Genomic DNA, 21,071 nt, shown 5'->3' on the forward strand with positions numbered 1-21,071 from the left:
ATGAAAATAAATAAAATAGGAAAGCTGTTAGCTTTTTCATTCCTGACTGCATTCAGCATTACTTCCTGTACGGAAGATGCGATGGACAAGGTTAATAACAACCCGAATAACCCGACAGATGCTCCTGCTAAGTTTCTGATTACAGACCTGGGAGTCAGTACCGGATTTGGTGTAGTTGGCGGAGACTTCTCTCTTTACTCGTCTGTTTACATGGAACATGAAACAGGCATCAGCAATCAGATGTACAGAGCGGAAGTACGCACAGGGGAACCGACTATCGCAACGACCTATAACAATGTCTGGGGAACAGTTTATTCCAATATTAAAAATGCTAAAATAGCCATTCAGAAATGCCAGGAAGACCCTTCCGAACAAGGAAATGTGGTGACTGAAGCTATTGCTAAAATTTATCTGGCCTACAATGCAGCCATTGTTACGGACTTCTTCGGTGATACACCTTTCACCGAAACCGGTATCTTGAATCCTGACGGAACTCCGGCTTATATGCAGCCGAAAATAGATACACAGGAGTTTATTTACACTGAAATTCATAAGAATCTGGACGAAGCCATCACTCTTCTGGACGGCGGTAATGCCAAAGATGAAGGTCTGTCAGGTGCAGTCGGTTCAAAAGACTATATTTATTCCGGTAAAGCCAGTGCATGGTACAAGGCCGCAAATGCGTTGAAAGCACGTTATACAATGCGTCTGCTTAACAAGAGCAGTAATAAGACAAAAGATTTGGAAGATATTCTTACTTATGTAAACAACTCATTCAAGTCTGCTGCCGAAGAATGTAAATTAACTATTTACGATGGAGATTCTCAGGTAAACCCATTATGGGGTTTCAGCTATAGCCGTAACAGTTTTGCAGCCAGCGAAAGCCTGATAGACAAGTTCGTAGAAAGAAATGACCCGAGAGCACCTCAGGCATTTATCGAACCGGACCCGACAGGATATATTGTTTACGGATACGGTGGAGACCAGGCTACTGATATTGAAAGTATCAATTTCGCACCCAACGGGACTCCGGATGAAGTACAGAATATTTATGGTATGTCTATGGCCTTATGGGCAATCACTACTCCTACGCAGTTAATCAGTTATCACGAAGTGAAATTCCTTGAAGCAGAGGCACTTTGCCGCTTAGGAAGAAAAAACGAAGCGGAAGCAGCATTGAAAGAAGCAGTAATTGCCGGATTTGCAAATACAGAAAACATGCTGATAGATGCTACTGAGAATTGGGTAGGCGGCGAAGTAAACCTGGGCGCAGATGTTGCAGAAGATTATTTCGAAAAAAGCGTAAAACCTCTGTTCGCAGTCAATCCTCTGAAAGAAACAATGATTCAGAAATACCTGTCATTCTTCGGTGCGTCAGGCGAGTCTACCGAAGCATATTGCGATTACCGCCGTATGAAAGGCGCCGGTGAAGAATTCGTTGAACTGAAGAACCCGTTAAATACCAACAGATTCCCGTATCGCTTCGGATACGGTGCAGACGATGTTCTTGCCAACCCGGCTATAAAAACAGCTTTTGGTGACGGACAATATGTTTACACTGAACCCGTTTGGTGGGCAGGCGGAAACCGTTGAGAATAGAAAGTAATAAAGACAGGAATAGGGTGTATCGGCGATTACGATACGCCCTATTTTTTTATTGTAACACATTATTATTTATTCCTTTGCTTATGAACAACTTATTGCTTTATTTCTTATATTGGAAGCTGACGAAATCAGCGGCTGATAATTATCGGCCGTATGGTTGATAATTGTGAGCCAATCGGCCGATAATTATGAACCAATCGGTTGATGGTTATCAACCATTGATTACCTGCCGATGTAATTTAAATTAGTATGCATAGTAATCAAAAAGACATAGGGATAAATTGACCAATAGACAGGATACTTTTGAGAAGAAAGTCCGCATCTAATCAATTGATTTGAAATAGATCGATTTCAAATTAGTTAATTAGATGTTTTTCTATTACTTTTGTTCTGTTCACAAAAACAGAAGCAATATGAATACTCCATTTGTTTACGGTCGCATAGCAGACAAAGAAAATTTTACAGACAGGGAACAAGAAGTCAAACTGCTTACTCAGAATTTTAACAGCCTGGTTAATACCGTCATTATATCTCCCCGTCGTTGGGGAAAAACTTCTTTAGTCAATAAAACAGCACAGTTGTTACTGAATTCAAGTAAGGATTATTATATCTGTCATGTCGATATTTTCAATTGTCGGACGGAGGAAGAATTTTATCTTGCTTATGCAAATGCGCTGTTAAAGGTATCGACTTCCGCTTGGGAAGAATTTGTATCCGGTGTCAAAAGATATCTGGGAAAGTTGGCTCCAATCATTTCATTATCAGATACCAGTCAGACTTATGAACTTTCATTTGGCATAACTTTCAAGGATAATAAATTAACTTATGATGAAATACTGGATTTGCCGCAAGCCATAGCTAATGACTCTGGAAAAAAAATAATCGTATGTATTGATGAATTCCAGAATATCAACGAATATGAAGATCCTTTGGCTTTTCAGCGCAAGTTACGCGCTCATTGGCAAAAACAGACATCTGTCTGCTATTGCCTCTATGGAAGCAAACGGCATATGTTGCTGGATATTTTTAATGATTACAGCATGCCTTTTTACAAATTCGGAGATATTCTGTTTTTGCACAAAATAGGTAGAGCCGATTGGGTTTCGTTTATTTCTACACGCTTTACAGATACGGGTAAAAGCATATCTGAAGATTTATGTAACAGCATAGCAGCCAAGGTAAAAGACCATCCCTATTATGTCCAGCAGCTAAGCCAGCAGGTTTGGCTCAGAACTCCCCAAATATGTACTGAAGCTATCATCAGTGAATCTTTTTCAAGTTTGACAGGTCAATTAAGTCTGCTATTTGCAAATATAATAGACACGTTGAGTTCTAAACAGATAAACTTTTTATTAGCTGTGGCAGACGGTGTTGTCAACTTTTCATCCAAAGAAGTATTAGCAAAATATAAATTAGGTACTTCAGCAAATATCAAAAACTTAAAAAAAGCCACCTTGGAAAAAGATTTAATCGATATTCTTCCGGGTAACGTAATAGAAATACAGGACCCTGTTTTTGAGTATTGGTTGAAAAATATTTATACAACCTCACGATAATAAAATACCTATTTAAAGGATAAAGAACGACTTGTAAAACATTAGTTAGTTTAGTTAAATTCATTATTTAGAAGGTAGAATTTGAGTATTATATTTTATAATATCAAATTCTACCTTTTGAATATACAGGAGCTGTAAGAATCTGTATTATAGATATATGTATTGGTTGTGCAATTTATTTCATTGTTGAAATCGGAGTTTACTGTCAGAAAAATAAACATTTCATTTAAAACTAATACATTGATAGTCAGATAATTGTGAGTAACTGAGTTCTGCAAAGACTCTGGTAATTTCTTACGTAGGTATGAAAACTCAGGAAGTCGCTGTTCAGGCTGTTTTGAATATCAGATTAAATTCTGATACTCAAAATATAGACGAAGTTGTTGTAACAGCTATCGGTATTAAACGTTCTGAAAAATCATTGGGTTATGCTGTGTCGAGCGTAGGAGGAGAAGAGATTACCAAAGCGCGTGAAAGTAATGTAGTAAATGCTTTATCCGGAAAAGTTGCAGGTGTACGTATCGGACAGTCCTCTGGTACTGCGGGCGGAGCTGCAAAAATTCAAATTCGCGGAGCTTCCTCTATTGGTACGAACTCTTCACCTTTGTTTGTTGTTGATGGTTTACCTATTGATAATGGCGCTTATAATCCTGATGATATCACAGGAAACGTCGATGCCGGTAACCGTGCCAGCGACATCAGTTCAGATGATGTTGAGTCTATCAATGTCCTGAAAGGGGCAGCTGCAACAGCGTTGTATGGAGCACGTGCAAAAGATGGTGCAATTGTTATCACAACTAAAAAAGGTAGCAAGAACATGAAGACATTCATTACCGTAAATTCTTCTACGCGATTTGAGAACGTAGCTAAATTACCTGAATTCCAAAATGAATATGCTCAAGGTAACTACGGAGAATACAACGTTAAGAGTTTGAACGGTTGGGGACCGAACATTGCTAAAGCTGCTGCCGACGGTATGCAATATAATAACTATAAAGGAGAAAAAGTAACTTTACAAGCATATCCGGATAATGTAAAAGACTTTTACCAAACAGGTATGAGTTATATCAATAACGTATCTGTTGCCGGTGGTGGTGAAAAAGCAGATTTTAGAACCAGCTTCTCTTCTGTTAACCAGAAAGGTATTATACCGGAGTCTGATTATAATAAATATAGTTTTTCTGTAAATGCCGGAATGGATTTCAACTCAAAATTTTCAGCCCGTGTCTCTGCACAATACGTACGTAATGATTCCAAAGGACGTGCCGCACAAGGTTCAAACGACCCGAACTTGTTAGTGCCTCTAGTAAATGGATTGCCAAGAACTGTTGATACACGCGATATTAAAAACAATTGGGTGGACGAATACGGAAAACAAATTACTCTGGATCCTGACGGAAAAAGTAATAACCCTTATTGGATTATCAACAAAAATAAATATACGACAAGAATGGATCGTGTCATCGGCAATATCATTTTGACATATAAGCCTTTCGAAGGATTGACTATCTCAAACAATGCCGGAACTGACTTCTATAACGAAACCAGACGTAAAATATATGCAAAAGGAACTGTTGGCGAAATGGAAGGTAAATTCCAAACATGGGACTTGGCTAATAGAATTGTTAATAACGACTTGATGGTTACATACGAAAAGACATTTGATGATTTCGGAATCAAAGGTATTTTCGGACATAATATCAATCAGCGCGAATGGACTAATAACAATACATTGGCAAATGGTTTGATCGTCGATGGTCTTTATACTTATACAAATGCAAAAGCAACAAGTCCCGTAAACTACTACGAAATCAAACGCCTTATGGGTATTTATTTCGATTTGGGCTTCAGTTACAAAAGTATGGCATTCCTAAATGTAACAGGACGTAACGACTGGTCGTCTACTTTACCTGTCAACAATCGTTCTTATTTCTATCCTTCAGTAAGTGCCGCTTTTGTTTTTACAGAGTTAATGGAAAATAAAGACATCCTGAACTTTGGTAAATTCCGTATAAACTATGCAAACGTTGGTAGCGATGAAAAACCTTATCAGTTGGCATTCCAGTATAAAGCTGTAAACACATATTTTTTGCAGTATAGTATTGTAAACACTTTGCCACATAATGGTTTAGTTGGTTTTACCGGACCGCGTATTTTCCCTCTGGAAGATCTGAAGCCTCAAAATCAATCTGCATTTGAAATTGGTGCCGATCTACGATTTTTTGACAATCGTGTACGTTTAGATGCTACTTATTACCGTAATGTAACAACAGATCAGATTGTTTCTATAGATGTACCTCGTTCCACCGGTTATTTTACAAATAATATCAATGCTGGTAAATTAACGAACAATGGTGTTGAAATCAGTCTTGGATTAACCCCAGTCCGTACACGTGACTGGAAATGGGATTTGGACATAAACTTTGCATCTAATAAACAAACTGTAAATGAGTTGGCTGAAGGAATGACAAACTATACATTGACTTCCGGATGGAGTGGTTTACAAGTAAAGGCACAGGTTGGCGAGTCATTCGGATTGTATGGAACAGGATGGAAACGTGATGACCAGGGAAACTTTATTATCAACGAAAAAACAGGTTTACGTGAAACAGAAAACAATGTTCGTTTAGGTGATATCTATCCTGATTTTACAATGGGTATCAATAATAGTCTTTCTTATAAAGGATTCAACCTTAGCTTCCTAATTGATATTCGCCAGGGTGGAAGTCTTTATTCAGGAACAGTTTCTTCTTTAAGATCACTCGGTCTCTCTGCTGAAACAGCTGTAGGACGTGAAGATCAATACATTGAATCAGGAGTTATTATGAATGCGGATGGAACTAGCCGTCCAAATGATGTCCCTGTTAAAAATATGCAGGACTATTGGAGTCATATGGCAAAAACATCTAATACAGAAGGCTGTGTTTTTGATGCTTCTTATGTAAAACTGAGAGAGTTAACGTTCTCCTATTCATTACCCAGAAAATGGTTTAAGGATTTCTTTATCAAATCTTTGGATCTAGGATTTGAAGGTCGTAATTTATGGTTGATCAAATCTCATGTTCCCCATATTGATCCGGAAGCGAACTTCTTTGGTACGGCTGAAATTGGTGAAGGTGTAGAATTCAACAGTATTCCTGCAACACGTAGCTTCGGATTTAATTTGAAACTGACGTTGTAATTAATTCATTATTTCAACTAAAATTAAACAGTAAATAAAATGAAAAATCTAATAAATATATATATACTTCTATTGCTGGTTGTTTGCAGTACACTCAGCAGTTGCAGTGATTGGTTAGATGTAAACAATAATCCGAATACAGCAGAGAAAGTGGAAGCAGGGTATTTGTTCAACTATGCTGCTGTTAACTGGTCCGGTAATCGTATTGGAGGTGACTCTTACATTCCTTTCTCACAATCCATTCAGTCGCAAGCTGACGGAGGTGACAATTATGGTGGTTGGGGCGAAGCTTATTATGTTATCAGCACGTATAGCTTAGGAAACACATGGGTTAGTTACTATTCCGTATGTGGTAACAACCTTCAATTGGCCATACAACAAGCACAAAATAGTGTTCCGGAAAATAAAAATGCAGAAGCACAGTGTTTAATACTGTTAGCTATGCAGGTTTATGAAACAACTATGATATATGGAGATGTACCTTTCTCTGAAGCATGGAAGAAAGAAATTAAATATCCGAAATTCGATGATCAGAAAGATGTCTTAAATGGTGTTATTGATATGCTGGACCAGGCACTGGCAATGATTGATATCAATGATAAAAACTGCATTGACGAATATGACCCTTATTTTAAGGGAGATATGTCCAAATGGATAGCGATTGCTAATTCTTTTAAATTCCGTACATTAATGGTTATGGTGGATGCAGATCCCAGCAAAGCCGATGATATCAAAAAGATGATGGATGAAAAGAAAATGATCACTTCTGCAGCAGGAAATATGGAATTCCAATATTCCGAAACAGCAGGAAATGAAAATCCTAAATATGGAATTCTGGCAAAGTATACCGGAGGTATCAATACTATGTTTTTTGCACATAACAATGTATTTAAACCAATGGAAAAATACGCAGACTCACGTATTCCACGCTATTTCGATCCGGGACATGATGGTGTATTCAGAGCTCTTGACACCCGTCAGGATGCAGAAGATGACGAAGACGGAAATATTTACTCATCAGCTATCAGTTCCTATCTATATAGAAAAGATTGTCCGGATGTTCTTTATTCCTATCAGGAACAATTACTTTTGGAATCAGAAGTGTATGCCCGTGGTATCGGTGTAACTAAAGATTTGGCTAAAGCGAATGAATTATTCCAGGCTGGTGTGCAGGCGGCATGTAACTATTATAAAGCAGATACAGAAGCAACAAAAACATTTTTATCTAAATTACCAGATTTGTCTAAATTATCAGAAAGTGAAGCTCTTTACGAAATTCATATGCAACAGTGGATTGATTTGATGGACAGACCTCTTGAAGCGTTTGTTCAATGGCGTCGTTCCGGTACACAAGGCAATGAAGTTCCTGCTCTGACTGTACCAGCAGAAGCATCATCTAAAGATTTGATTCGTCGTTGGGAATATTCTCCAGACGAATTAAGCACAAATCCGAATGCTCCAAAAGATTCACCTAAAATATGGGATGCGATGTGGTTTGATAAATAATCTATATTATAATTTAATAAAAAGCGAGGATGACTATATGACATTCTCGCTTTTTTATTTTCTGTTCAAAAGAAATCTTTTTATTCCTTATACGAAATAAAATCACTATTTTTGCAAAAAGTTTTACTTATAAGTAATGGGTTATGAAGATCCCGGAGTTTTATAAAAGAGAGTTATATCTTGATCGTATCAAGCCATTTGTAAATACGCAGATGATAAAGGTGCTGACCGGACAACGTCGTGTCGGGAAGAGTTTTCTTATATTCCAATTAATGGACTATATACGCTTGTCATATCCTTCTTCAGACCTTATTTATATCAATAAGGAATTATTCGAGTTTGATGGTTTAAAAGATTATTCTGATCTGGTAAATTATGTAACTCAAAAACGTAATAATCTGAATGATAAATGTTTCCTATTTATTGATGAAGTGCAGGATATCACAAACTTTGAGAAAGCACTACGGCATTTTTTTGCGGAAGGTAGTTATGATGTATATTGTACCGGTAGTAATGCGAACATGCTTTCCGGTGAGTTGGCTACTTATTTAAGTGGCCGTTATATTGAATTTAAAGTATACAGCCTTACTTATAACGAGTTTTTACAGTTCCACAAACTGGAAGATAGTTCTGACTCTTTTACGAAGTTCTACAAATTTGGAGGATTACCCTATCTGATCAATCTCCCTTTCAATGAGTTATTAGTATCAGATTATCTCAGAAGTATTTATGATACGATTATTCTTAAAGATGTAGTAAATAGGTACAACATCAGAAATGTCAGACAATTGCAAGACTTAACCATATATCTGGCTGATACGATAGGAAATCTGTTTTCTGCAAATAAAATAAGTGAATATCTTAAATCCCAACGTGTTGATTTACCTCCAAAGACGATATTAGAATATCTAACCTATTTAAACAATGCTTATTTTGTAAAAAGATTACGACCTGCTGATATTCAAGGAAAACGCCAGTTCCAAATCGGAGAAAAGTATTATTTTGAAGATTTGGGCATACGACACGCAATACGTCCTTTCAGACCTAACGATATAGGACAAGTATTGGAGAATATCGTTTGCCATCACCTTCTTGTCAATGGTTATAATCTTTCGGTCGGAAGAGATGGAGATAGAGAAATTGATTTTGTCGGTGAGAAAGATGGTGAAAAAATATACGTTCAGGTAGCCTACTCTGTTATGGACCCAAAAACTCATGAAAGAGAATTCGGAAATCTATTGGCTATTAAAGACAATTATCCCAAAATGGTTATTACAATGGATGAACTGGAGGGTAGTTCTTATGAAGGAATAAAACAAATTCCAATACGGAAGTTTTTACGAGAATTCAAGTAATTTTTTCTATCGATTTATATACAGGAATTAGATATTCCTATCTTTTTTAGGTAGAATTTGAGTATTAGTTTTATAATATCAAATTCTACCTGTTTTTGTATATAAAAAATATTAAACAACTGGTAATCAGATATTTTATAATATGTTTGTTTGATAAAAAGAGATTGAATAAGCTTATTATAGCAAAAATAACCGAATTGTCTACTATTTGTAAATAGCTATTAATCAGTGTATTACAACTGACTAAGTTCTGCAAAGACTCTGGTAGTTTCTTACGTGGGTATGAAGACTCAGGAGATCGAAGTAAAATCTAATTTAAGAATCCTAATGCAGACTGATAATCAATCTCTTGATGAGGTTGTTGTAGTTGCATATGGTACTGCGAAGAAAGAATCATTTACTGGTTCTGCCGAAATCATCAAAAATGAAAAGATCGAAAAGAGAACCGTTGCTAATGTTAGTAAAGCATTAGATGGACTAGTGGCCGGTGTACAGACAACATCGGGTTCCGGACAGCCGGGGTCTGGTTCTTCTGTCGTAATTCGTGGTTTCGGTTCTATCAAAGCTTCTCAAAACCCGTTGTATGTGGTAGATGGTATTCCTTATGACGGTAATATCAATGCAATCAATCCAAACGATATCGAGTCGATGACTGTATTGAAGGATGCATCTGCCGGTGCGTTGTATGGATCTCGTGGTGCAAACGGGGTTGTGATGATTACAACTAAAAAAGGTAAGGATGGTGCTTTACTTGTCAATTTGAAAGCAAATTGGGGTATTGCTTCACGTGCTATCCCCAGATATGAGACAATGGATGAAAGAGGTTATCTGGAAACGATTTTCCAATCATATAAAAATGATCAGATTGCAAGTAACGGATTATCTCCTGAAGCAGCAGGTGTTGCTGCATTAACAGCTATGGGAAGCGGAGCTAAAGCTATCTTTGGTACTAACCAGATGTATAATCCGTTTAACTTTCCTATTGCAGAACTAATTGATCCGGTTACAGGTAAGGTCCGTTCTGATGCAACATTACGTTATCATGAAGATTGGATGGATGAAGCTACAGCAAACAATCCGTTACGTCAGGAATATGTATTGAACATGTCCGGTTCTCAGAATAAAACAAAATACATGTTTTCTTTAGGCTACCTGAATGAAGACGGTTTGTTGAAGACTACTAACTTTCAACGTTACACGGGTCGTATCAATGTGGATACAGAATATAAAAATTGGCTGACCGCTGGTTTGAGTACAAACTTTGCCCATACGAAGAGTAACACTTCTCAAACATCTACTTCTGCTTCATCAAATATTTTCTACTCGGCTCAATTGATGGCTCCTATTTTCCCTGTACATCAATTGGATGAAAATGGACAAATTATGTATGGCGCCGATGGTGCACCTATGTTTGATTATGGTTCAACTCGTCCCGCAGGAGCAAATGCCAATTTTAATAGCATTGCAACTTTGTTTGATGACAAATACGGAACAAACGACGATAACGTAAGTGGACGTACTTATATCAGTTTGGGTGATTTGAAAGACGGTCCTCTTCAAGGATTGAAATTGACAGCGAACTTCGGTTTTGATTATGTGAACCGAAATAACTTTACTTATTATAATCCTTATTTCGGAAATGCAGCCAGTGTAAAAGGTATGCTGGCCAAGTCTAACTATCGTTATTTCAGTTACACATTCAACCAATTACTGACTTATGATAGAAAGTTCAATGACAAACATCACATTGACTTTTTAGCCGGTCACGAATATTATGATTACGAAGTGAGTTCTTTGAGTGCAACCAAGTCCGGTTTCCCATTCGGAGGTATCTATGAATTAGCTGGTGCTACTACTATCACAGACGCTAGTTCTCTAAAGGATTCTTATACGATCGAATCTTATTTGTTCAGAGCAAACTATGATTATATGGACAAATATTATTTGTCGGCCAGCTTCCGTACAGATGGTTCTTCTCGTTTCAACAAAGATTATCGTTGGGGTAAATTCTGGTCGGTCGGTGCAAACTGGCGCATGAATAACGAAGCATTCCTAAGCGATGTGGACTGGTTGAATAATCTGTCAGTGAAGGCTAGCTATGGTGTTCAGGGTAATGACAACGTCGGTACATTATATGCTTGGCAATCTTTCTATGATTTAGGTTGGCCTAATGCCTCCATGAGTGGTGCATTAGTATCTTCTCTTGAAAACACGAATTTGAAGTGGGAACAAAACGGTAATCTGAACGTGGGTGTCGAAGCTAAAGTATTCGATCGTTTCTCAGCATCTATCGAATGGTACAACCGTAAAACAACGGATATGTTGCTCGATTACCCGATGGCTTCTTCTTTAGGTTTCGACAGTTATTTGAAAAATATCGGTAGCATGCGCAACACTGGTTGGGATATTACGTTAAACGGTCGTTTGGTCAACACGAATGATTTTACCTGGGACCTGACCTTGATGGGATCGACTATCAAGAATAAAGTATTGCATTTGGCTGATAAACCAGAAATCATTAGCGGAAACTATATCATAAAGGAAGGTAAAACGATTAACTCATTCTATACAGCAAAATCTGCCGGAGTAGATCCCGCGACAGGTAGCCAATTGTATTGGGTTTGGGATACGGATGAAAATGGCAATCCGGGAGAACCTTACATCTCTTCCAATATAAACAAAGCTACAGCTTCTAAACAGATTATGGGTAGCCGTATTCCGAATTTGTACGGATCATTCACAAACGATTTCAAATATAAAGGTTTCGATTTAAGCATCATGTGTACTTATTCGATCGGTGGTAAAGTGTTGGATAGCGTATATAATACCTTTATGTATGGAAACTATGTCGGACAAGCCAAACATAAAAACCTGGAAAGGGCATGGAAACAGCCGGGAGATATTACCGACATACCTAAAATTGAAATTGGTAAAGCGTATCCTATCACAGACGCCGATTTGATCAATGCTTCTTATTTGGCGATTAAAAATATCACATTAGGTTATTCTTTGCCGACCAGATTGACAAAGGGAATGTTCATGAAAGAGATACGCTTCACGGCTACAGCCGATAATCTGGTGTTATTCTCTCATTTGAAAGGTATGGACCCGCAATATAACTTCAGCGGTGGTACTACATTTGTTTATACACCTTCAAGAACTATTTCTTTCGGTGTAGATGTTAAATTTTAAGCAGAACCAGTAAAATATAAATACGAAAAAAAATGAAAAAAGTAATATATATATTATCTGCTGTCGGATTACTTACTTTGGGAGCATGTAACGACCAATTGGAAACAAATCCGACCGATAAAGTCAGCGGAACAATTATATTTAGCGATGCCAATGGTGCTGAAACGGCGATGAATGGTATTTATCGTGCTACTTATGTAGCTGGTTGGGGTACAGGTTGGGCTGACGAAAATCCCGGATTTGTCGGTGTCTATTTAGCTGGCGATTTGATGGGAGAAGACCACCTGATGCTTGGACAAGGACAAGGCTGGTTTTATGAAGATTACCGTTTTAATGTTCGTCAGGATTATACACATAAGCAAGGACGTCCATATCAGTTCTGGAATCTTCATTATACGCTGATCTCAAATGCCAATTACATTATCGCCCAAGCACCGGATGCCGGAGGTGATCAGAATCTTTTAAACAGCGTTGTAGGACAAGCCTATGCCATGAGAGCACTCTCTTATTTCCAATTGATCCAGTTGTATCAACAGACTTATAAAGGAAATGAATCGGCTCCCGGAGTACCTTTATATACGGAACCGACTACAAGCTCATCTGAAGGTAAACCGCGTGGTACTGTGGAAGATGTCTATAAACAGATCAATTCAGATTTGGAAACAGCCATCTCGCTATTGAAAGATTGTGGTGTTGAACAAAAACATCCATCTCATATCGACTATTATGCAGCGAACGGAATCAAGGCACGTGTTTGCCTCGTTCAACAAAATTATGAAGGCGCACTAGCTGCTGCCAAAGAGGCTTTGAAAAAGCCGGGATTGCAAGCTGTTCTTCCTGTTAGTTCATTAACCGGATTTAATAGTGTAAAAAATGCCGATGTATTGTGGGGTGTAGAAGTTATAGCAGATCAAAGTCAACATTTCGCCTCCTTGTTCAGTCACATGGATGCTGATGCTGAAGGAATGTATGCTTCAGGTGCAGAAAAATGTGTTTCCAGTTGGTTATACAACAATATGCCCGAGACAGATGAACGGAAATCTTGGTGGAGAGGTGACCTGAGTGAAGACGAAATAGTGAGTGGTACATCCATGTTGCCTTATTGTCAGGTAAAATTCAAGTTTGCAAATGTAACCAGCCGTACCGGTGATTATATTTATATGCGCGGAGAAGAAATGGTGCTTATCGCCGCAGAAGCAGAATGTCACTTAGGACATTATGCTGAAGCACGGAAGTTAATTTCACAATTAGGAAGCGTACGCGACAGCAATTATGCGGTTCGTTTGGCAAAATTCTCCGATTCTAATTCTTATAATCAGAATACAGTAGCTCCGCTGCAGACTCTTATGGATGAAATCTTATTCCAGCGGCGTGTGGAATTATGGGGCGAAGTAGGACGTATATTCGATTTGCAACGTTTAAAACTGGGCTTCGATCGTGATTATAGCGGTTCTAATCATACCGAATTGGTTAAGAATGTAGATACAAATGCCGGTTCCAATGCATTCATAATGACATTACCCCAATCGGAAATAGACGGTAATGCCAATATCAACGCATCCGATCAGAATCCATTCTAATGACATGTTTAATAATTAAGCAATAGAAATATGAAATCAAATATATTCAAATCGTTATCCTTGCTGATTCTAATGGCAATGGCATTCGTTGGTTGTTCAGAGCATGATGGTGTCGTTTACAGTGGAGACAGTGCAGTTTATGCTTTTGCCGGAGCTACACAGAAAGTCGAAATGTTAGCAACGGATGGAAACAAGATCGTTGTTCCTGTCTATCGCGGAACAACACAGGGAACTTCTACTCTTGAACTGACCTTTACTCCTGCCGAAGGAATTGAAGAGTTGTTTACATTGGAAAATCCAACTCTGACGTTCGAAGATGGAAAATCTGTTGCAGAAGCAGTTATTACTTATAAAGATATCAATTTATTGGGAGTAACAGACCAATATGTTTTAACTTTAGGATTTGATGAAGCTAAAGCCTCTCCTACTAACGTTAATTCTATCACGGTAAAAGCTCAACGCAAGTTAACCTTTAATTCAATAGGTACAGGAACGTTCACATCCAATATTTTCGGAGAATCCTGGCCACAAGTTATTGAGAAAGCTGCTGAAGCAGATGTATATCGGTTACCGGATTGTTATGTGGAAGGTTATCCCATCATCTTCTCAACAGATGCAAATGGAGAAATAGATAATATTGCAATACAAGAAACAGGATATAAAGATGATACTTACGGTATGACTTCTTTGTATTGTACCGGTACAGAAAAAGTTGGAAATAAATATAATATTTCGGCATTCTTTGTTGTCTACTTAAATGGAAAGTTAGCTCAATATACCAATGAAGCTGTTGAAATACTGGAATTTCCGGAATAACATATAACATACATTAATATGAAAAAGATACTGTTTTATTCTACTTAAGTAAGACAGTATCTTTTTTGTTTTCTATTGAATCAACAACATTTATAAACTTGATACAAATGAGAAAATTCTATTCATTAGTTTTACTGATAATCGCTGTAGCCTCTTCTCTCACGGTTTCAGCACAAGGTTTGAAAGGTTTTAAACTTAAAAACGGACTTTCTGTATATATATGGGAAGATAGTACGAAAAATGATGTGTTTGGTTTAGTCGGAGTAAAAGTTGGTACGGTAAATGATCCGGAAGACTTAACAGGACTGGCACATTACCTGGAACACATGATGTTTAAAGGCACCCAATCGATCAGTTCTTTGAATTGGGAAAAAGAAAAACCTTTATATGAGCAAATCATTACCAAATATGATGAAATGGCCAATGAGCCAGATCCTGTAAAAAAAGAAGCTATCTCACTTGAGATTAATAAACTGACAGTAGAAGCTGCCCAATATACGGCCCCAAATGAATTTGCAGGACTGACTGAAAATATGGGAGGTAAGATGCTGAATGCAATGACCGGATATGATGAGACAATGTATTTTAGTTCGTTTCCTCCCTCACAACTATATAAGTGGCTCGATCTGAATTCAGAACGTTTTATCAATCCGGTTTTCCGTGCATTCCAGCCAGAATTGGAAACCGTTTATGAAGAATTTAACAGAAGTCAGGATATGCAAGGATCATTACAGCAGGATTTTATGTTGAAACATATTTTTCCCGGTCATCCCTATTCCAGGTCAGTATTAGGTTTACAGGAACACTTAAAGAATCCTCGTTTAGGAGGTTTGGTAGACTTCTATAATAATTGGTATGTCCCGGAAAATATGGTTTTAATTCTGGTCGGAAATGTCAAACTTAAAGAAGCAATGGGATTAATCAATGATCGTTTCGGCCGTTTAGAAGCTCAAAAAAGTCCGGAACGAAAAAGCTATCCGGAGATGGAGATCAAAGGTCGCACTGAATATAGTGCTAAAATGGGAGATTTTCCAACTTTAAGATTAGCTTTTAAAGGTGTTCCGACAGGACATACAGACGAACTGGCTCTTACTATTTGCGTAAATATGTTATCCAACCGCAATCGTACCGGGCTACTGGATAAATTATCTTTGTCCGGAGATGTTCTGGGAGCAGATGCAGGCCTGATCAATTTTAAAGAACAAGGTCGTATATTAATACTCGGAATCCCTTATTACGATGTGAACCAGCGTCGTTTTGAATCAATAAAATCACTCGAGAAAATGTTGCTTGCAGAAATCTCTAAAATACAGAAAGGAGAATTTGATGAAGAATTATTTAACTCTGTCAAAGCTACTCTCATTCGTGATTTTGATCTTTCTTTCGAATCTTCCTATAATAAAGCGCAAAAAATATTATCTACATTCATTTGCAATGAAGACATTAGTAATGTATTGAATTATAAGGAAAAAGTAAAAACAATCAGTATAGATCAGGTAAAGGCGATTGCGAATAAATATTTCAATAAAAATTATATTGCCTTGAACTATCAACCGGGAAAAGCACCTAAAGCTGAAAAGTTATCCAAGCCCAAATATGACCCGATCAATCCGGAACGCGGAGTGATATCACAATATGCTGAAAAATTCCGTAAGCTACCGGTTCGTAAAGTTGATCCGGTTTATGAAAAGTTCGATGCTGTCCAGGTCAAGAAAGTCAATGAACGCTCTCGGCTATTCTATACACAAAATAAAGAAAATGCTATTTTTACACTGACTTTGAAATATGGAGTCGGAACTCATGAAATGCCACAGTTGCAATATGCCGTCGATTTGATGAACAATGCCGGTATTATGGGAGCTTATGAACCGCAAGCGTTAAAGCAGGAGTTCAATGCCCTAGGCGCAGTTTGTAATTTTGGTGTAGATGACAATTACCTTTATGTCTCTATGTCTGGTTACGAAGAAAATCTTGAAGCTTCCTGTAATTTGCTGACTCGTCAGATCCTTATGCCCAAACTTGATGAGAAACAATTAAATAATATGATTGGTTCTGCTTATCAGATGCGCGCTATCGAAGAAAAAAATGAAAATTTGTTGGAAGGAGCCTTACATGACTATTTACTGTATCAAAACAAATCCGAATATCTGGATCGTATGCCATTGGAAGATATTATCAATCTAACAATCAGCAGTCTTACAGGAGAATTCAATCGGGCCACAGATTATGAAGCAGAAATTCATTATGTGGGTTCAATGCCTTTCAATGATGTTTACGATGTTTTAAGCAAGAACCTTCCTTTGAAAGCTACAGAAAAGACAAGTAACTCACCTGTTGTAAAGGATCGTGTTCAATATAAAGAAAATACGATCTATTTCGTATCCGATAACGATGCATTGCAAAGCAAGATTTATTTTTATGTCGAAGGTAATCCTTTTAAGGTTGAAGATGACGTTTATTACAAAGCTTTCAACAAATATTTTGGAAGCGGATTCGGCGGATTGGTTATGCAGGAAGTTCGTGAATACCGTTCTATGGCTTATACCGCAGATGGTGGAGAAATCACGCCACCTCTGGCTAATAAAAATGCCTACTTCGAAGGATATATCGGTACCCAGGCAGATAAAACGATAGACGCAATTGATGTCTTTATGAATCTATTGACAGAAATGCCTGAATATGCAGACCGCATCAGTGGCATAAAAGATTATTTGAGGGAAGGTCTTCAAACGGCTAAACCGGATTTCCGTTCAAGAAGCCAAGTGTATGAAGCATGGAAGCGTTTGGGTTATACCGAAGATCCTGCCAAAACACAATTACCTAAAATCCAGAATTTATCATTTGAGGATGTTGTAAAATTCTATCAACAAAACGTAAAAGGCCGCCCGGTTGCTATCGGTATAATAGGCGACCCCAAACGAATTAATCTGGATGAGTTATCGAAATACGGAAAAGTCATTCGGATAAATAAGAACAAACTTTTTTCTTCCAAATAACAGAAAATCAACTAATATTACTAATAAAAAAGCCGCTTAAAAGCGGCTTTTTTATTTAGCGAACTTCACATCTATCCCTTTATCCTCTTTCGCTTTCAGTCCTAACACCCTGCCACCGACTTTCACCTTTCCGGTAATAAACTCCGGAATATTATATGACATCATAAAACGGTCATAAAAGCCGGTATCTTTCTGAGGCAATAAAAACGGTTTGCATGCATTTCCTTTTTCATCTATATAAGCGATATAAGGACGTGTATATAATCCATCCATCCGGCGACTGCTGAATATAACCCAACGGCTATTGCTACTCCAGGAATGAAAACTTTCCACATCATTGCTATTCAATATATCTAATGGTATGCTTTCTCCTGTTGACAAATCCGCCATCTGCAAATCCGCATCTTTATGCCAGATTGAGAAGTTTCCATAACCCGAGACTGTATACATTAAATATTTCCCGTCCGGAGATACCCGGGGGAAAGAAGCACTCTGACCTGAAACTGCTGCATTATATAAAGTATCTACCTTTGAACCGAAACTCCGGCTGTCAGGATCGAATCCGATAGCACATAAATTATATTTAATCTCTGAAAACTCTTCCGGAATAGGACGTGCCGGAGCCGTACAGAAATAAAGAGTTTTTCCATCCGGAGAGAATGTCGGAAAAGTTTCAAAAGCATCTTTGGAAAACAACTTAGCCGTAGTTACAATCTCATGTTTTTTCACATCATAGACAACAACGTCCGACGCCTCATCAAACACTTCTATACGGTTCCTGTCGTTGGCATGGAAACCCTGTTTGGTGTTGTTTACAGAAAATGCCACATATTTTCCGGAAGGATGCCAGGAAGGATAGACCAAAGAGGATATTGTCTGCTCGGTTTTCGTGTTCAGTTTTTCTATCTTATCGCCATCTATCAGAAGAGTTCCCGGATATGTTTCACGCATATGGAAAAGCATCTTATCCGGATTCTGCATGCAAAATGAATGACAATTCACACAGTTCCTGCCACTCATCTTATTCTCGATAATAGGCATCTCGGTATAATTCTCCAGGTTACGCTGATAAAGTCCCATTTTATTCCATAAAGTGTATCCCGGTGCAATCAGACGGTAAGCTATATAAGGATCGACCGGTTCTGCCGCCACATTCCATTTAACAGGAGCATATTCCACCCATTTCCCTTTATCTTTCACCTGAACAACAACCTTTACCTCATTTCCTGCCGCAGACGATAATAGTTTTTTCCATTTAGAAACAGGAAAAACGAACTGGTTATCCTTCGCCTTCACTCTTATCTGCTGATCCGAGAATGACAGAACAGCACGTGCATCTTCAACAGGAGTCTCCAAAGAGAAATTCAGCGGAGCGATATTTGCCGGTATCGTTATATCGGTGTAATCCGGGAAGATAGCAGGTCTTTCGCTTAACGTATCACTCACCTGAACCGAATCCGAACAAGAAAAAAACAAGGCCAGCAATGCTATATATTTATAATTTCCATTCATATCCCATTCCTTTATTTAAACATAAAATAAAACCAGTAAGTATCTCCGTAAGCCCTGCGCAACAGTCCGGGAAGGGCACTCTTATTATTCCGGTTCGCCAGAACCTGTTTCTTGTATTCTGCAAAACGTTGCATGACGGAGGGAGAGATATCAAAACGTTTCCAATAATCCGGTTCCGCTTCCGACAACGTGATCACTGCTTCCTGGAAAGACTTCGGCAACACAGGGAGCACCTCCGTTCCATAATAAGTTTCGACCAGTCCTTTGAAACCATCCATATTCTTTGCCAATAAAAGAAAGGCTCCCAGATATTCGATGGCCGCTTTATTTTCCGGATTGGCTTCAGCGATCATACGCATGTCTTTTTCGATATAGTTTATCTCTGAAAGATAGTTCTCTTTCGGTAAACATTTGCGCCTTGGTCCCAGCACCGGATCCTGCTCTACAGCAGCATCATTGTATAAAAATTTACGATGTTCACCGGCCCATTTTTTATAATAAAATGTATTCTCCAATATATTCAGATACTTCTCCGCCACCGGATATTCCCCATAAATAATATTTGTCTGAACAAGTCTCTTTAACATACGGGGATTCCCCTCTCCTATGGCTGTTGCATATGCTTCAAAAGCCATTTCCTGAGCCATCGCCGGATTTCCCATGGCAAAAGCAATATCACTCAATAAAGAGGATATCTGCTCTGTTTTATTCCATCCGACCATTATTCCCTGCGGTCCTCTCTGGTCAAAACTGAATAAACGATCTGCCAACTCTCCTTTTTGAGATAATGCCAGATTCAAAAAACACATATTCAGATAATTAGTCAACGTGCCTTGACTGCTTTCCACTATTTTATCCCATTGTTCCGTCCTTGCATAATAGTCGAGTTCTTTCACTTTGGCTGATTTCTTATCTCCATATTCAGGTATTCCCCACCAGCATAATACAAATAAAAGGATTACCTGAAAGATTCCGCCGGCAATCAGGAGTTTTTTACTGGTATCTTTCTTCCTTTTCCTCAACAGAAAAGCGACAATCAGGATCAGAGGTAACGAAATCCATGAATAATAGATGACAGTTTTCGGTTCCAATGCAGTATGATAGTAAGCATCCGGCAAGAAAGCAAAACGATATTCCCCCAGCATCGAGAAATAGACACTGCAGACCCCGCAAAGAAGAGCGAGAACAACAGAAAATAACGACCAGTAAAACCGGGGAGTTTTATTAAAGAACTCATATACTACCACCGACAAAGCAAACAAACATGCTACAGACCCGGCCAGTCCATAAAGCAAAGGTGTTATAATGATCTCTGCTATCATCCGCCATTTGTCTGTCGATATACAAAGGCAGAAATACAAAGCACAAAGCATCATGTTGAATGCTATCGTTCCAAAAACCAGATAATTAAAATCAAAATGGAGGAACATAATCAAAACAATCGGGATCAGATAAAGCAGGAAACAATTCGTGTCCGGAGCGATCCGGCGAACAATCCCTCTCATTCCTAATCCGGTTAACAGCAACAGTCCCGCAGTAATTCCGGCACCGGCATAGGGATAGATAAAAAACTGCACCAAAAACTCAGATAAGGTTAACGCAAACCCGCCAGGCATAGCCAGTTTCTCTGAAATATACTCACCGGTAAATTGAAATAACTGACTTTGTTCGATAAAAAAGAAATGGAACTTACTATATTCCTGAAGAAAAATGAACAAAGCAGCCAATACAACCAACCAGAAAGCTGTGACTTTCAATTTCATGGTATTATA

At 38.2% G+C, this 21,071-nt stretch carries 11 protein-coding genes; 9 read left to right on the forward strand and 2 right to left on the reverse strand.

Annotated features, from left to right (window positions below; all coding sequences use genetic code 11):
• The 9 genes from DWW91_RS09845 (at position 1) to DWW91_RS09885 (ending at position 17,787) form a co-directional block, all read left to right on the forward strand.
• Complete coding sequence (locus DWW91_RS09845; RefSeq protein WP_122327594.1) at positions 1 to 1,593, forward strand: SusD/RagB family nutrient-binding outer membrane lipoprotein; 1,593 nt, start codon at positions 1 to 3, stop codon at positions 1,591 to 1,593.
• Between the two features lie 425 nt (positions 1,594 to 2,018).
• Positions 2,019 to 3,161, forward strand: coding sequence for an ATP-binding protein (locus DWW91_RS09850; RefSeq protein ID WP_122327595.1), 1,143 nt, complete (start codon positions 2,019 to 2,021; stop codon positions 3,159 to 3,161).
• A gap of 283 nt (positions 3,162 to 3,444) precedes the next feature.
• The gene (locus tag DWW91_RS09855) at positions 3,445 to 6,342 is read left to right on the forward strand and encodes a SusC/RagA family TonB-linked outer membrane protein (protein WP_082150488.1); all 2,898 of its coding nucleotides are present in this window, start codon (positions 3,445 to 3,447) and stop codon (positions 6,340 to 6,342) included.
• Positions 6,343 to 6,381: 39 nt separating this feature from the next.
• Positions 6,382 to 7,848, forward strand: a complete 1,467-nt coding sequence (locus tag DWW91_RS09860; RefSeq protein ID WP_010799999.1) for a SusD/RagB family nutrient-binding outer membrane lipoprotein — start codon at positions 6,382 to 6,384, stop codon at positions 7,846 to 7,848.
• Positions 7,849 to 7,991: 143 nt separating this feature from the next.
• A complete protein-coding gene (locus DWW91_RS09865) occupies positions 7,992 to 9,203 on the forward strand; it encodes an ATP-binding protein (RefSeq protein ID WP_122327596.1) in 1,212 nt (403 codons plus the stop codon).
• A 261-nt stretch (positions 9,204 to 9,464) separates the two neighbouring features.
• A complete protein-coding gene (locus DWW91_RS09870; protein ID WP_255420028.1) occupies positions 9,465 to 12,395 on the forward strand; it encodes a SusC/RagA family TonB-linked outer membrane protein in 2,931 nt (976 codons plus the stop codon).
• A gap of 32 nt (positions 12,396 to 12,427) precedes the next feature.
• Complete coding sequence (locus DWW91_RS09875; protein WP_122327598.1) at positions 12,428 to 13,975, forward strand: RagB/SusD family nutrient uptake outer membrane protein; 1,548 nt, start codon at positions 12,428 to 12,430, stop codon at positions 13,973 to 13,975.
• A 30-nt stretch (positions 13,976 to 14,005) separates the two neighbouring features.
• Positions 14,006 to 14,791 (forward strand): hypothetical protein, encoded by a 786-nt coding sequence (locus DWW91_RS09880; RefSeq protein ID WP_122327599.1) that lies wholly within the window; start codon positions 14,006 to 14,008, stop codon positions 14,789 to 14,791.
• A gap of 107 nt (positions 14,792 to 14,898) precedes the next feature.
• Entirely contained in the window at positions 14,899 to 17,787 is a 2,889-nt protein-coding gene (locus DWW91_RS09885) for a pitrilysin family protein (protein WP_122327600.1), read from the forward strand.
• 51 nt (positions 17,788 to 17,838) lie between these two features.
• Here DWW91_RS09885 and DWW91_RS09890 read toward each other — a convergent pair whose 3' ends face one another.
• Together DWW91_RS09890 and DWW91_RS09895 are read right to left on the reverse strand one after the other, a co-directional pair.
• Positions 17,839 to 19,299: a PD40 domain-containing protein gene (locus DWW91_RS09890; RefSeq protein ID WP_122327601.1), complete on the reverse strand. Its 1,461-nt coding sequence runs from the start codon at positions 19,297 to 19,299 to the stop codon at positions 17,839 to 17,841.
• A gap of 11 nt (positions 19,300 to 19,310) precedes the next feature.
• On the reverse strand, positions 19,311 to 21,062 hold the full coding sequence (locus DWW91_RS09895) for a DUF6057 family protein (RefSeq protein ID WP_010800006.1): 1,752 nt from the start codon (positions 21,060 to 21,062) through the stop codon (positions 19,311 to 19,313).
• Between the last annotated feature and the right edge of the window lie 9 nt (positions 21,063 to 21,071).

Origin of the sequence: Parabacteroides sp. AF17-3 (assembly GCF_003635445.1) — a bacterium.
GTDB classification, from domain to species: domain Bacteria; phylum Bacteroidota; class Bacteroidia; order Bacteroidales; family Tannerellaceae; genus Parabacteroides; species Parabacteroides goldsteinii.